Source organism: Pelomicrobium sp. (genome assembly GCF_036803785.1).
Classification (GTDB): domain Bacteria; phylum Pseudomonadota; class Gammaproteobacteria; order Burkholderiales; family UBA6910; genus Pelomicrobium.
Genome location: NZ_DAIRTR010000006.1, coordinates 28565 through 43538, shown reverse-complemented (window position 1 = coordinate 43538; position 14974 = coordinate 28565). Strand labels below are relative to the sequence as shown.

The 14974-nt window shown below is 67.1% G+C and carries 11 protein-coding genes; 4 read left to right on the top strand and 7 right to left on the bottom strand.

Annotation, left to right across the window (positions count from 1 at the left end; translation table 11 throughout):
* The 5 genes from V7Q81_RS01580 to V7Q81_RS01560 form a co-directional block, all read right to left on the bottom strand.
* Positions 1-521, bottom strand: a 521-nt coding sequence (locus tag V7Q81_RS01580; RefSeq protein ID WP_333839704.1) for a thiamine pyrophosphate-binding protein, incomplete at its 3' end; no start/stop codon positions are given.
* A complete protein-coding gene (gene aepX / locus V7Q81_RS01575) occupies positions 518-2194 on the bottom strand; it encodes a phosphoenolpyruvate mutase (RefSeq protein WP_333839702.1) in 1677 nt (558 codons plus the stop codon). The genes V7Q81_RS01580 and aepX, both read right to left, overlap by 4 nt.
* Positions 2195-2222: 28 nt before the next feature.
* Positions 2223-2981: a phosphocholine cytidylyltransferase family protein gene (locus V7Q81_RS01570; protein ID WP_333839700.1), complete on the bottom strand. Its 759-nt coding sequence runs from the start codon at positions 2979-2981 to the stop codon at positions 2223-2225.
* A gap of 45 nt (positions 2982-3026) precedes the next feature.
* Positions 3027-3788 (bottom strand): phytanoyl-CoA dioxygenase family protein, encoded by a 762-nt coding sequence (locus V7Q81_RS01565; protein ID WP_333839698.1) that lies wholly within the window; start codon positions 3786-3788, stop codon positions 3027-3029.
* On the bottom strand, positions 3785-4420 hold the full coding sequence (locus tag V7Q81_RS01560) for a CDP-alcohol phosphatidyltransferase family protein (protein ID WP_333839696.1): 636 nt from the start codon (positions 4418-4420) through the stop codon (positions 3785-3787). The genes V7Q81_RS01565 and V7Q81_RS01560 overlap by 4 nt, the downstream gene beginning before the upstream one ends.
* A gap of 149 nt (positions 4421-4569) precedes the next feature.
* Between V7Q81_RS01560 and V7Q81_RS01555 the strand changes: the two genes are divergently transcribed.
* The 4 genes from V7Q81_RS01555 (at position 4570) to V7Q81_RS01540 (ending at position 10977) form a co-directional block, all read left to right on the top strand.
* Positions 4570-5646, top strand: a complete 1077-nt coding sequence (locus tag V7Q81_RS01555; RefSeq protein WP_333839694.1) for a phytoene/squalene synthase family protein — start codon at positions 4570-4572, stop codon at positions 5644-5646.
* Between the two features lie 60 nt (positions 5647-5706).
* Positions 5707-7098 carry an aspartate aminotransferase family protein gene (locus V7Q81_RS01550; RefSeq protein ID WP_333839692.1) on the top strand — a complete coding sequence of 464 codons (1392 nt, stop codon included), beginning with the start codon at positions 5707-5709 and terminating at the stop codon, positions 7096-7098.
* A gap of 213 nt (positions 7099-7311) precedes the next feature.
* On the top strand, positions 7312-8274 hold the full coding sequence (locus V7Q81_RS01545) for a TAXI family TRAP transporter solute-binding subunit (RefSeq protein ID WP_442954729.1): 963 nt from the start codon (positions 7312-7314) through the stop codon (positions 8272-8274).
* Between the two features lie 93 nt (positions 8275-8367).
* Complete coding sequence (locus V7Q81_RS01540; RefSeq protein WP_333839689.1) at positions 8368-10977, top strand: TRAP transporter permease; 2610 nt, start codon at positions 8368-8370, stop codon at positions 10975-10977.
* A gap of 184 nt (positions 10978-11161) precedes the next feature.
* On the opposite strand, the gene V7Q81_RS01535 is transcribed toward V7Q81_RS01540, so the two are convergent.
* Both V7Q81_RS01535 and V7Q81_RS01530 read right to left on the bottom strand, forming a co-directional pair.
* Positions 11162-14713, bottom strand: coding sequence for a bifunctional diguanylate cyclase/phosphodiesterase (locus V7Q81_RS01535; RefSeq protein ID WP_333839708.1), 3552 nt, complete (start codon positions 14711-14713; stop codon positions 11162-11164).
* 12 nt (positions 14714-14725) lie between these two features.
* Positions 14726-14944, bottom strand: coding sequence for a hypothetical protein (locus V7Q81_RS01530; protein WP_333839687.1), 219 nt, complete (start codon positions 14942-14944; stop codon positions 14726-14728).
* Between the last annotated feature and the right edge of the window lie 30 nt (positions 14945-14974).

Here is a 14974-nt window from a genome sequence, read left to right as displayed (position 1 = left end):
CGAGGGGGGGATGAGGCAGAAGGGGAAAAGCTGCCCTTGGGCACGAGCAGCGCGTAGGGGCGCTCGGTTTCTTCCATGACCCCGTGGGCTTTCGCCAGGGCGGGCCCCAAGGCTTCAGAGGAATCGGGGAGGCGGGCCCAAGGGATCTCCATCGCGTCCAGCAGCGCGGTGGTGATGCGCCCCATCAGGGCATGCTGGGGCTCGTCGGCGATTCCCGGCTCGCCCCGCAGGGTGACGAGGAGCAGCACGGGAATGCGCAACACCGCGTTGAGGGAGGTAAGGGGGTTTACGGCGTTGCCGAGCCCTGAGTTTTGCATCAGGGCGACACTCGCCCGTCCGCCGAGCCAAGCTCCCGCTGCCGCGGCCACTGCGTCGCCTTCGTTCGCCGCCGAGACATAAAGGAGGGCCGGGTCCGCGCTCGCCGCGTTGACCAGGGCCGCCAGGAAGGAACAGGGCACGCCGGCGTACCAGCGGTAACCGAGGGCCGCCGCCTGGCGCACGAATTCCGCTGCCTCGATCACGGGACGGCCTCCCTGGAGCCCGGGAGGGCGGGGTTTCCGTAGGCAAAATCCACCGCCCGGCGCAAATCCTCCGGATCGTTCACGTCGAGCCAATGGCCGCTCACGTAAAGGACCTGGATCGGGTGCCCCATTGCGATCAGGCAATTGAGGAGGTCCGGCAACCCCAGCCGGCAAAAATCGGGCCTTTGCGCCAGGGCGTCCAGCGCCTGGAGCAGCCACGAACGCCCGCGACCTCGCACCCGCAGCATGCCAATCCAGCGACCGCTCGGCGCGTCCGCCTCCGGCCGTGGCTGGGCGTCCACCCGCAGAAGCTTTACATCCTGGGGGAACAGGGCATGGTCGTCGGGGGCCGAGCAATAGGCGAGATCCCGCTGCTGTCCCCGCTTCTCCGGTATCGGCGAAGAGTCCACCACCACCACCAGCTCGCCCGCGCTCTCCAGCAGGTCCCGCAGGATGTAGCTGCGGAACAAGAGATCACCGTAGCTCACCACCGTATCCTCGCCGATGGCCTTGCGGGCGCAGGCGAGGGAGGCGAGTTCGCCGCTTTCGGCGTGTCCAGGGTTCTCCACCACTTCGATGTCCGGCAGGTCGATGGAGCGGGCCTGGTAGCCGGCCACCACGGTGACGGCATCGATGCCCTGCTTTTTGAATTCGTCCACCAGCCGGCGCAGGAGGGGGCGGCCGGCCACCGGCAGCATGGCCTTGGGGCGGTCCTCGGTCAACTCCCTCAGTCCCTCTCCGCGGCTTGCCGCCAGCACCACCGCGGCGGTGGTTCGCTCCCGGGGCGCGGCGTACTGGCGTTGCGCCGCCAGCAGCTCGTCGGCGCGCTGCAGGCGGAAGATTTCGCTCACCGGCGCGATCCGGTCCTCCACGTTCACCAGCGTTTCAGTGGCGTGGAGCTCCCGGGCGAGGGCCTGCATGGCGGAGATCGCCGCCCGCAGGGTGTGGTTGGCCCAGATCAGCACGCTCACTCCGGCGGCGCGGAAGACATCGGTGGGGGTGCTGTAGTAGGTGGTGGGCACGATCAAGAGGGGTGAGCGTCCGGCCCACTCCCGGGCGAAGGCCAGGATCTCGTCGGCGCGGCTTTTCCTGCTGTGGATCAGAATGGCATCGGCGCCGGCGGCGTGGTAGGCCTCGGCCCGGCGCAGCGCCTCTCCCAGGCCCCAGCCGGCGATCAGCGCCTCCACCCGCGCCACGATGACGAAGTCCGGATCGCTCTGGCTGTCCTTGCCGGCGCGAATCTTGCCCTGGAACTCGGCCACGTCCGCGAGCGGCTGGCGGGGCCCTTCGATCAGGCTGTTCATCTTGGGAAAGAGCTTGTCCTCGATGCACACCCCGGCGATGCCGCGGCTTTCCAGTTTCTTCACCAGGCGGCGCATGCTGTTAAAGTCGCCGTAGCCTGTATCCCCGTCCATGAGGATCGGGATGCGGGTGGCATCGGCCATGAATTCCACCATGTCCACTATCTGAGTCCAGCTCGCCTCGTTGTTGTCGCGCACGCCGAACTGGGCCGAAAGAGTGAGTCCACTCGCCCAGATGCCCTTGAAGCCGGCCTCTTCCACGATGCGGGCACTCAGGCCATTATGAGCCTCCATCAGGAATTCCAGCTCGGGGGAGGCGAGCAGCGCCCGGAGCGCGGCGGTCTTGGGGGTAGGGGACGGGTGCCTGTCCATGACGAATGGATGGGATGGTGGAAGGCCGTCAGGATTCTAGCCGCGGCAGGATCTCCGCCCGCGCGCGCTGCACGTCCTCAGGGAAATCGATCTCGATCCAGGGCAGCCCGGTCACATCCTCCACGCCGAAGCGCCCCGGCTCTCCCAGCATCAAATCGCGCAGCGCCTCTTCATGGGGCGCCATGCCTCGTCCCGTCTCCCGGTAGGCGACCGCCCGCATGGCAAGGGCCCGGCAGGTCTGCGCCGACAGACGGAAGAATCCCACGGACTCGCCCCACCGGTCGAACGCGACTCCCGGGGCGATGCGCTTGCCGAATTCCACGATGCAGCTCGCGCGTAGGCACACCTTAACCGGCTCTTCCCCGGGCTCGAAGTGCCGATCCATAAGCAAGCAGTCGGCATGGCGTGAGTGGAGCAGGCGCGCAAGCATCCGTCCGTCGTACAGGACGTCCCCATCCATGAGCAGGGTCTCTCGTCCCGCCAGCAACCAAGCCCGAGCGTACCACACGGTCACGATACTACCCAGGTCATAGTCGGGATTAAACACCATCGCCACCCTCGTTCCCGAATCCAGGCGTGCCAGCTCCTCCCGGACCCGTTCCGCCCCGTAACCCACTGCGATGCAAACTTCCCCCACGCCGGTTTGCTCCAGCAGGCGCAGATGGCGCTCGAGCAGGCTGCGCCCCCCGAAACGCAGGAGGCACTTGGGAAGCAGTCCGTTTCGCGGGTCGCCCGCAAGCCGCGTTCCCCGTCCGGCCGCGAGAATCAGGGCTTGGGGAGCCGACATCGGCGGATGCAGCGCGCGGCGCCGGCGCGGCAGCAACGGCAGGCCTCAGACACGGAACACATACTCCTTGCCCGGCTCGCGCTCGCAGTCGGGCGGATAACTCTTGCGCTTGTCGGCGTAGTAGCGCGCCCGGTGATCGCCCTCCTCCAAGCGGTTGTAGGTCACGTACAACACTCGCCGGGGCCGCGGGCTTACGTTTGGGGCGGAGCGGTGGGGGGTATAGGAATCGAAGAACACCACGTCCCCCGGTGCGGTTTCGCAGGGCACGAAATCCAACGTCTCCACCACCTCCTGCGGCAGCGGCGCCCAATGGGGGCCCAGCAGGCCTTCCCGGTGGCGCCCCGCCACCAGCTCTAGGCAGCCGTTGTCCCGGGTGGCGGCGTCGATGCTCACCAGGGCGGTGATATGGAGGCTCGCGTAACGATCCCAACCCGCTTGCACGTCCTGATGGGGAGTGAAGCCGTCCCCGCCTGGGAGCTTGAAGTTGATCTTGTCCTTGAACAGCACCGCCGGGGCGCCGAACAGCTGGGCCACCGCGTCCCGCAGCCCGGGCCCATTGAGCAGGGCGTCGAAGCCGGCGTGGTAGGGGCAGAAATTCTCAATGCGGTTAAGCAGGCGCTCGCTCGGCTCCAGGCGACTCGCCTCGAAATACATCATGTACTTGCCCGCAATCTCCGGGTAGCCGGCGATCTGCGCGGTCCAGGCGGCGATGCGCGCCATGGCCTTGGGCCCGTACATGCCGCGGACGATTAGAAACCCGTCCCGGCGGAAGCGTTCTACCTGGTCGTGGGTGAGGGGCTGGATCATGGTCCCTGGACGGAATCGCCTCGAGGATGTCCGCCGCGCCCGGCAGGGCGGTGGCGGGGAAGCGTCCGGTACAGGATCACGGCGCACGCCGGGGCGGCCGCTGCCGCGGCGACCAGCAGATATTCGGCCAGTCCGAGCCAGAGCAGAACCGGGACCAAAAGCAGCGCGTCGTCGGGATCGAAACCGGCAACGCTGCCCAGGGAGGGAGCGTTTGCAGCGACTCGTTCCAGGCGCCATAAGAGATGAAACATCGCCGCGATCGCCAGGCCAGCCAGCATCCCCATGAAAACAGCCCACGGGCCGAGGGCCCCTGTCCTGAGCCCAAAGCCCAGCCCCACGAAGGCCAGGCTGTTGCACACACCGTCGGCCACCAGATCGTATCGATGGCCGAAGGGACTTTGTTTTCCGGAAAGCCGCGCCAGCTCGCCGTCGGCCCGATCGAGCAGCAGGGAGAGCAGAAACAGCCCGGCTGCCCAGCCCAGGGCCGCGGCGCCGCCGACCGCGAGCAGGAGGCTTGCGCCTAGACCGGTCAGCAGCCGCAGCGTGGTCAGGTGGTTGGGCGCCACCGGTGTTGCCGTCAGGGGACGCACCCCGAGGCGCACGCAGCGATGGATCCAGGTATCGTGGCTCATGGCGTGGGATCTTGACGAAAGCCATTTTAGCCGGGTTACCCGCGACGGTGCGCCCGGCGCGGTGGTCTTCCGGGAACAAGGGCGACTATACTTGCGGCTTGGCGGTCCCGCTTTCCGGGTTGGGCCGTTTTCCCAAGCGCCCGCGAGCCATGTCCATCCCAGCCTCCGACCTCCGGTATCAAGACCACATCCTCGCCGGCGTCTCTCGCACCTTCGCCCTCACCATTCCGGAATTGCCGGCGTGGTTGCGCATCGTGGTGGGCAATGCCTATCTCCTGTGCCGCATCGCCGATACGGTGGAGGACGATCCCCATCTGCCGGTGGAGGAGAAGCAGCGCTTCCTGCGCCGCTTCTGCCGGGTGGTGGAGGGCCGGGAATCCGGCGAAGCCTTTGCGGCCGAGTTGTGCGCCCGCCTGTCGCCTCGAGCGTCCCCGGCGGAACGGGACCTGGTGGCGCACACGGCCCGGGTGGTGGCCATCGCCCATGCTTTCGAAGCGCCCCAGCGGGCGGCCATCGAACGCTGCGTGCAGCTGATGACAGAGGGCATGGCGCACTTCCAGGCAAAGGGCGGCCCTCAGGGCCTGGAGACCCTAGCAGACCTGGAAGGTTACTGTTATTGCGTGGCGGGCGTGGTAGGGGAGATGCTCACCGAGCTCTTCTGTCAGCGAATCCCGGAGCTCGCGCCGCGGCGGCAAGCGCTGCAGTGGCTCGCCCTATCTTTCGGCCAGGGACTCCAGATGACCAACATCCTCAAGGACGTGTGGGAGGACCGCTCCCGAGGCGCCTGCTGGCTGCCCCGCGCCGTGTTCGAAGAGCGAGGCTGCGACCTCGGTTCCCTGACGCCGGGGGAGGCGGGCTTCCGGCGGGGCATGGAACACCTGATCGGCGTGGCCCGCTGGCATCTGGAGCGGGCCCTCGATTACACCCTGCTCATCCCCAAACGCGAGCAAGGCATCCGGCGCTTCTGTCTGTGGGCCCTGGGTATGGCGGTGCTCACTTTGGCGAACCTCAGGCGGCGCCTGGCCTTCCACCGGGGGGACCAGGTCAAGATCTCCCGCGGCACGGTGCGGGCCACGGTCACGCTCACCTCCGTCTGCGCGGGGTCCAACGGCGCGCTGCGGCTGCTGTTTCGTTGGGCGGCGCGGGGGCTGCCGCCCCCTGTTCCTCCTCGGGAGCGGTTCGTGCCTCCCGGCTGGGCTTCCGAGCCGCTAGAGGGAGGAACGTAATTTGCCTCCTTCTTCCCTGGAATTATCTCCTTTTGCCATCCACGCCGTCACAGCGAAGCCATGAGCCATGTCTTTCACCGCAACGCCCGGGTGGATCCTCCCATGGTGGTGGGTGGGGAGGGGCCTTATTTACTGGACGCTCAGGGCCGACGTTACCTGGACGCTTCCAGCGGTGCCGCCGTTTCCTGCCTGGGCCATGGCCATCCCGTTGTCATTCGGGCGATCGAGGAACAGGCACGGCGCCTCGCCTACGCCCATACTTCCTTCTTTACCCACGAGCCCATGGAACGCCTTGCCGACTGGCTTGCCGAAGCGGCCCCCGGGGACCTCACCCGGGTGTATTTCGTTTCGGGGGGCTCGGAGGCGGTGGAGGCAGCCCTCAAGCTGGGCCGCCAATACTTTCTTGAAATCGGCGAGCCCCAAAGGCGCCACTTCATCGCCCGACGCCAGAGCTACCACGGCAACACCCTGGGGGCCCTCTCGGTGGGGGGAAACCTGTGGCGGCGGGCCCAATTCGGGCCGCTCCTGATCGAAGTCTCCCACGTTTCCCCTTGTTACGCCTATCGGGGCAGGCACGAGGGGGAGAGCGACGCCGAGTATTGTGACCGACTAATAGCGGAGCTCGAGCAGGAGATCTTGCGCCTGGGCCCCGACACGGTGATCGGCTTCGTGGCCGAGCCGGTGGTGGGGGCGACGCTGGGAGCCGTGCCGCCGGTGCCGGGCTACTTTCGGCGCGTCCGTGAGCTGACCGACCGCTACGGCATTCTGCTGATCCTGGACGAAGTCATGTGCGGCATGGGACGCACCGGCACCCTCTTTGCCTGCGAGCAGGAGGGGGTCGTTCCGGACCTGATCGCCCTCGCCAAGGGGCTCGCGGGGGGCTATCAGCCCATCGGTGCGGTGATGGTGCGCCAGCCCCTCTTCGAGGCGATCCGGGACGGTACGGGCTTTTTCCAGCACGGTCACACCTACATGGGGCATCCCATCGCTTGCGCCGCTGCCCTGGCGGTGCTGCAGGTGATCCGGGAAGAGGATCTGCTCGGCAACGTGCGCCGCCAGGGGGAGGCGCTGCGCTCCGCGCTGGTGCAGCATCTGGGCGACCATCCCCACGTGGGCGATATCCGCGGCCGCGGGCTACTCCTCGGGCTGGAGCTGGTGCAAGAGCGGGCGAGCAAGCGGCCGTTCGATCCGGCGCTCAAGCTCCACGCCGCGGTCAAGCGAGAGGCCATGGCGCGGGGCCTCGCCTGCTACCCCATGGGAGGGACCGTGGACGGCAAGCAGGGTGATCACGTGCTTCTCGCACCACCCTTCATCATCGACGCTCCTCACGTGGCCCAGATCGTCGACCGGCTGGCCGAGGCCCTGGAGGCCGCCCTGGCGGCGTGCGGCGAGACTCGGATGCAGGCCGGGGCTCCGGGAGTGAGGGGTTTCGGAGGAGGAGAGGCCTTCTGATCCGTCCCCCGTGTGCCACTCGGGGGGCACGTGGTACACTCAGAGCTGCCGAGAACCCGTTCCCGGCGCTTCCATCCTGGCGTCATGGCAGGCCGTCCGGCCGCAAGGCGAGCGCCAGCGGCGCGTACCCGAGCGCGTCCCCTGGCGGGAAGGATCATCGACGACAGTCGTCACACGGAGGAAAAGACCATAAGGACATCTAGCGCGAAGACACTGCCGCTCCTGGGAGCGGCCTTGCTCGCGGGCGCCCTGGGCCTGGGGCCGGCGTCGGCGTCGGCCCAGCAGAAGTTCATCACCATCGGCACGGGCGGGGTCACGGGAGTGTACTACGCCGCGGGTGGAGCCATCTGCCGCCTGGTGAACAAGGACCGGCAGAAGCATGGCATCCGCTGCTCGGTGGAGTCCACTGGCGGCTCGGTCTACAACATCAACACCATCCGCGCCGGTGAGCTGGATTTCGGGGTGGCCCAGTCCGACTGGCAGTACCACGCTTGGCACGGCGACAAGGTGTTCAAGGAAGCGGGCCCCATGAAGGAGCTGCGTGCGGTGTTTTCCCTTCATCCGGAGCCCATGACCGTGGTGGCGCGCAAGGAATTGAACGCCAAGCGCTTCGAGGACCTGAAAGGCAAGCGCTTCAATGTGGGCAACCCGGGCTCGGGAACCCGCGCCTCCATGGAGGAGCTGCTGAACGCCCTGGGCTGGAAGCTTTCCGACTTCTCCCTGGCCTCGGAGCTGAAAGCCGATGAGCATGGCCCGGCCCTGTGCGACAACAAAATCGACGGCTTCTTCTACGCCGTGGGCCATCCCTCAGCCAACATCCAGGATCCCACCACTACTTGCGGCGCCAAGCTGGTGCCCCTCACCGGCCCGGCGGTGGACAAGCTGGTGAAAGAGAACCCCTACTATGCGAAGGTGGAGATCCCCGGAGGGCTGTATAACAACAATCCCGACCCCGTTCCCACCTACGGGGTACTGGCGACCCTGGTTACCTCCAGCAAGGTACCGGCGGATGTGGTGTACCAGGTGGTGAAGGCGGTGTTCGACAACTTCGAGGAGTTCAAGAAGCTGCACCCGGCTCTCGCTAACCTGGATCCCAAGCGCATGGTCAAGGACGGCTTGTCGGCACCCTTGCACGACGGCGCCGTGCGCTATTACAAGGAAAAGGGCTGGATGTAGTCTGACCGAAGGACGTTTCTTGAAAAACCCCAAGGGGCCGCAGCTCGGCGCGTAGCGGCCCCTTGTTTTTGCCGGCTGACCAAGGAGAGGGCGATGGCCGCAGCGCAGAATCGGCAAAAAGGGTTGAGCGAAGAGGAGCTCAAAGCCCTCGTGGCCGAGACCGACACCGGTGGGCGCAAGCCCACGGGCCTCACCGCCAAGGTCCTCTTCGCGGTGGCGCTCGGCTGGTCCCTGTTCCAGCTCTGGTACGCTTCGCCATTGCCCTTCGCGCTGGGTTTCGGCGTGCTCAACGACACCGAGGCCCGTTCCATCCACCTGGCGATCGCCGTGTTCCTGGCGTTCCTCGCCTATCCTGCGTTCAGGGGATCGCCGCGCCGGTATGTCCCCGCCGTGGACTGGGTCCTGGCCCTGGCCGGTGCCTTCGGTGCGCTCTACATCTTTCTCTTCTACCGGGAGCTCGCCACCCGGCCCGGCATACCCATCCTCCAGGACTTGGTAGTGGCAGTCATCGGGCTCGCCCTCTTGCTGGAAGCGGCCCGCCGCACCCTGGGGCTACCCCTGGTGATCCTGGCCCTCGTCTTTATCGGCTACATTTTCGCCGGGCCCTATATGCCTGCCGCCATCGCCCACAAAGGGGCCTCCCTGGAAAAGGCCATGTCCCACCTGTGGCTCACCACCGAAGGCGTGTTCGGGGTGGCGCTGGGCGTGTCCACCAGCTTCATCTTCCTGTTCGTGCTTTTCGGCTCCCTGCTGGAGACGGCGGGCGCGGGCAACTATTTCATCAAGTCCGCCATTTCCCTGCTTGGCCACCTGCGGGGCGGGCCCGCCAAGGCAGCGGTGGTAGCTTCCGCGGCGACGGGGGTGATCTCCGGCTCCTCCATCGCCAACGTGGTGACCACCGGCACCTTCACCATTCCCCTGATGAAGCGGGTGGGCTATCGCCCGGACAAGGCGGGAGCGGTGGAGGTGGCCGCGTCGGTGGACGGTCAGATCATGCCGCCCGTCATGGGGGCCGCGGCCTTCCTCATGGTGGAATACGTGGGCATTCCCTACACCGACGTGATCAAGCACGCTTTCCTGCCAGCGGTGATCTCCTACATCGCCCTTTTCTACATCGTGCACCTGGAGGCGTGCAAGGCGGACATCCAGGGACTGCCGCGGCGCACCCAGTCCAGCTTCCTCCAGCGGACCCTCGCCTTCGCCATGACCGTCGCGGGGTTGATCGTCCTGGCAGGAGTGGTCTACTACACCCTGGGATGGATCAAGGCCGTGGCGGGGGATGCATCCCTGCTGGTGATCGCGCTTCTCATGACAGCGGTCTACCTGGGGTTGCTGTGGTACGGCTGCCGCTTTCCGCCCCTCACCCTGGACGATCCCAACGCGCCGCTGGAAGAGCTACCGGAGCCCGGGCCGACCCTCAAGACCGGCCTCCATTATCTGCTGGCGGTGGTGGTGCTCATCTGGTGCCTGATGGTGGAGCATCTTTCGCCCGGGCTTTCCGCCTTCTGGGCTACGTCCTTCATGATCTTCATCCTGCTGACCCAGCGGCCGATCCAGGCGTTCTTCCGCGGCGAGGGGCGGTACGCAGCAGCGGCGCTCCAGGGCTTGCGCGAGCTGGTCCGGGGTCTGGAGAACGGCGCACGCAACATGGTGAGTATCGGCATCGCTACGGCGTCGGCCGGCATCATCGTGGGCACCGTGACCTTGACCGGCATCGGGCTAGTGATGACCGAGTTCGTGGAGATCCTCTCCGGCGGCAATCTGCTCTTGATGCTCTTCCTGGTGGCGGTCATTTGCCTGATCCTGGGAATGGGCCTGCCCACCACCGCCAACTACATCGTGGTGTCCACCCTGATGGCGCCGGTGGTGGTGGAGCTGGGGGCTCAGCAGGGCCTGCTGGTGCCTTTAATTGCGGTGCACCTCTTCGTGTTCTATTTCGGCCTGATGGCGGACGTGACTCCGCCAGTGGGGCTCGCCTCCTATGCCGCGGCGGGAATCGCTCGCTGTGATCCCATCCGCACCGGCGTCACCGCCTTCGGCTACAGCATCCGCACGGCGATCCTGCCCTTCATGTTCATCTTCAACACCCAGTTGCTGCTCATTGGCATCACCAGTTGGTGGCAGCTCTTCCTCACCGTCGGAAGCGCCGTCCTAGCCAACCTCATGTTCGCCGCTGCCTCCCAGGGATGGTTCCTCACCCGCAACCGGCTTTACGAGTCGGCGCTGCTGCTGCTCGTCACGTTCGTCCTGTTCCGGCCCGGGTTCTTCTGGGACATGCTCTATCCTCCGTACGAGGAGGTACCCGGCAGCCAGCTCTTGCAGGTAGTGGAGAAGCAGCCGGCCGGGGCCGGGCTGCGGGTGTGGATCGAGGGCACGACCCTGGAAGGGAAGGCGGTGAGCAAGGGGGTGCTGCTACCTTTGGGAGGGCCGGGGCCGGCGCGGGAGCGGCTCGCGGCTGCGGGCGTGCGGGTGATTCCTGACGCCGACGGGACATCGTTTCAGGTGATCCAAGTGCAGTTCGGTAGCCGGGCGGAAAAGCTGGGAATCGAACAAGGTTTTCGCATCACTCACCTGGAGCTGCCGGTCGAGCGGCCGCCCAAGGAATGGATGTTCCTGCCGGCCCTGGCGTTGTTGGGGCTGGTGGCCGGGCTGCAACTCATGCGCCGGGGCTTGCCACCGTCCGCCCGTACCCGGCCCGTCTAGTTCGCGCCCGTCCGTCGATCGGCGACCAGGCCGTGAACGGCCACGGGTGTCCGCGGAATAAGGATGGAATCGTTTCGTTTATGGGTGGTGGACGACCGGCTCATGGCGGCTCGGACGCGCATGCTTGGCGCGGAAGTCGGCGCGTTCAAGCGCACCCGGCAGCCCGTCTTTTCGGATGCGACAGTTAACGTTCCATTGCCCGTGACGACGGGTCATGGGCGGGGATCAGGAATCGGAGCGCGAATTCTTCGGCGGCAAGGGGCGGGCTGCGCAGGTAACCCTGGTATTCGTCACAGCCTAGCTCTGCCAGGGTGGCCAGCGTTTCCGCCCGCTCCACACCTTCGGCCAGCACGGTGAGGCGCAGGCTGTGGGCCATGGCGATGATGGCGCTCGCCACCGCTCGGGCGTTGCAATTCACTTCGATGTCCTGGACGAAGGCCCGGTCGATCTTGATCGCGTCGATGGGCAGCCGCGCGAGCACGGCGAGGGACGAGTACCCGGTGCCGAAGTCGTCGATGGCGATGCGTACCCCCAGCGCTTCGATGCGCTTGAGCACCGCCACCGCCTCGTCCACGTTTTGCATGAGCAGGCTTTCGGTGATTTCCAGCTCCAGGCGCTGGGGTGCGATGGCGGAGTGCGCGAGGAGCCGCGCTAAGGCGTCCGGCAGATCGGGTCGCAGCTGGGCGCGGGACAGATTTACAGCGATCCGGGGCACCGGCAAACCCGCCTGTTCCCATTGGGCCACCTGGGCCGCCACGGCAGCCATGGCCCAGTCACCGATGGGACGGATCAGACCCGTTTCTTCGGCCACCGGGATGAACTCGGCGGGGAGCACCAGCCCCCGCATCGGATGCCGCCAGCGGATCAAGGCTTCGGCCCCCACCACCGCCCCGTCCCGGATCGCCACCTGGGGCTGGTAATGGAGGGCGAATTCTCCCCGCTGCGCGGCGCCTCGCAGGGCGCTTTCCATGCTCAGGCGCCGCATCGCCCGTGCCATCATTTCCTTGGAGAAGAACTGGTAGTTGTTCCGGCCCTGCTCTTTGGCGTGGTACATGGCGGTGTCGGCGTTTTTCATGAGCGTGGAAAGATCCTCTCCGTCATCGGGGAATACACTGATGCCGATGCTGCACGAGGTGTTGAGGGTGTGTCCCTCGATGAGGAAGGAGCCGCTCAAGAGGTCGAGGAGCTTTTCGGCCACCCGGGCCGCGTCCTGGCCGTGGCGCAGATCCGGGAGCACCACCAAGAACTCGTCACCGCCGAGCCGAGACAGGGTGTCCGAGGCCCGCAGGCTGCCCGACAGGCGGTTTGCCACTTCCTTGAGGAGGAGGTCGCCCACGTGGTGGCCGAGGGAGTCGTTGATGGTCTTGAATCGGTCCAGATCGATGAACAGGAGCGCCACCCTGCGCTGACGGCGGCGCGCCTGGGCCAGGCAGTGGGTCACCCGGTCCTGTAGCAGCAAGCGGTTGGGAAGGCCCGTCAAGGGGTCACGGGTGGCGAGCTGCTCGATACGCGCCTCTGCCCGCTTGCGCTCGGTAATGTCCACGGCGAGGCCGATGACACCGTTCACCTCCCCGGCGTCGCCGCGGGCGGGGGCGCAGTGGACCTCGAAGTGGCGGCCCTCCACCTGAATCTCGTAGGTGAGCGCCTCCCCGTCCAGCACGCGGCGCATGGCGTCGAGGATTTCGGGGTAATTGGCATAGAGCACCCACACCGTTTGCCCTACCACCTGTCCGGGTTTCAGGCCCAGGGCGTCCAGCGCTTTCCCGTCAGAAAAAGTGAACCGGCCCTCCCGGTCCAGGGCGAAGAGGATGAGGGGCGCGTTGCCGATGGCGGCCCGCAGAAGCGTCTCCTTGCGGCGTAGCTCCGCTTGAGCGGCCTGCCGCTCGCTCACGTCCCGAGCAATGGACTGGATGGCGAACCCCCGTTCGTCCACCAGGGCGGAGGCCACCGCTTCCACCGGCACCGGGGTGCCGTCGAGGCGCAGGTAGGTCTCCTCCAGGGGCGGCACGCCGAGGCCCGCCTTCACCGCTGCGATGCGCTCGGCCACCACCCCGTGGTCCTTGGGATGAATGAAGTCGAGAAGCCTGCGCCCGATTACCTCCTCGGGACGAGCGGCGCCCAGCAAGGCGAGGCCGGCGCGGTTGATGAACTCGATCACCCCCTCCCGAGAAATCAAGACGGCATCCGGACTTACTTCCACCAGGGCACGGTAGCGCTGCTCGCTTTCCTTGAGGGCCTGCTCGGCCTGCTTGCGAGCGGTGATATCGGTGGCCATGACATAGATGCCGATCACCTTCTGTCCATCGGGGGCGTCCGGGACCAGGGTCACTTCGATCTCCCGCTCCACCCCTTCCGAAGGGAGGACACGGGTGTAGCTCACGCTCTCGCCGGTCAGCACGCGTAGGAAGTGGGGCTCGACTCGGGCGTAGGCCTCCTCGCCGATCACCTCTCGGTGATGGCGTCCGACTATCTGGTCGGCGAACCAGCCGAAGAGGCCAGCGTAGCGCTGGTTGGCAAAGCGGTAGCGCAAGTCGGCGTCTAGGTGGGCGATCATGGCCGGCACGTTCTCGGCAATCAGGCGAAGCTGGGCTTCCCGCTGACGCAGCGCCCGCTCCGCCAGGACGCGGGCGGTCACATCACTTCCGGTGCCTCGGTAGCCGCGGAAGCGGCCCTCTCCATCGAACACCGGCTCGCCACTGATGGAGACATAGTGGATACTGCCCTGGTGGTCGGCGCTTTCCATGACCAGGTGGCGAAACGGCTGGCGGGCTGCCAGCAGCGCTTGATGTCGGTCTGCTTCCTCTGGGCCAAGCCGCAGGAAGGGCAGCTCCCGGTAGGTCTTTCCCAGATACTCTTCCGGCCGCCGGCCGGTCGCGGCGATGCCGCCCGAGAGGGAGGTGAAGCGCAAGGCCTCGTCCTGCTCCCAGTACCAATCGGCCGAGAGTTCGGTCAGCCGGCGAAAGCGCTCTTCGCCCTGGCGTAGCGCCTGTTCGGCCGCGAGCTGCTGGGCGTAGAGGCTCGAGAAGGTGAGGGTGGTGACGGAGACGGCGGCGAAGAAAACGAGCAGGGTCAAGGAATGTTCCGGCACCTCCATGCCGGGTAACGGGCCGTCGAAGACCGTGCCCGCGACCGCGCCAATGGCCACCGCCAGGCTCACCACGGCCGCGCCCGTCGGTTTGAACCGCAGCGCCCCCCAGACGAGGAGGGGAAACAGGAGGATTCCCGTGACGCCCCGGTTCACCAGGGGCGCAAACGCGCCGCAGTACAGGGTATAGGCGATGATGCCCGCGGCCGCCGCGGCGCAGACGAGCTCCAGCGCCCGCATGCCTCGGAGTCGCGGTGGGCGGGCTCCCCAGCCGAGGAGCGCCGGGGTCAGCACCAGGATGCCGACCACGTGGGAGGCGAGCACCAGGCCCCACACGCCGGCCACCTCTTGCGGCTCGATCAAGCCGAACCCGTAACAGGCCGGTGCCGCGACCGTGGCCGCCACCAGGGCGCTCGCGGCGGCGCCCGGGCCGGCGAGGCGCAGTACGTCTTTCAAGCGGGTGAGGCGGCGGTCGAATCCGGGCATGCGGGCCAGCACGGCGGCCCCGGCGAGGGCCGCCGCGGCCTCGCCCCCAGCCAGCGTCAGGGCGGCGCCCGGCACCATGCCTGCGGCGGCGAAGACCGCGAGGGTTCCCGCGAAAATGGCCGCGGTGCTCCAGGCACCGAAAAGCAGGACTGCTCCCAGCCCCAGACCGGAGGGCAGCTACAGGGTGGGAAGAGGGCCGTGGACGTAGAGGGTGGCGAACCCGACCCAGCCGAGCAGGGCGGCCGTGGCCGCGAGGCCAAGACCGGTGGCCGCCCGCCTGGCGGCTGCGGCGATGGGTGCCGTTTCTCCCCGCAATGGATCTCCTTCCCCCGCCGGCGAGGGGCCGGCGGCTTTTTCTTTCTGTCCGGGATGATACCCCGTCTTGTCTTCTGTCACCCGCCTCCGCTACGGCAGGAGGACGGCAAA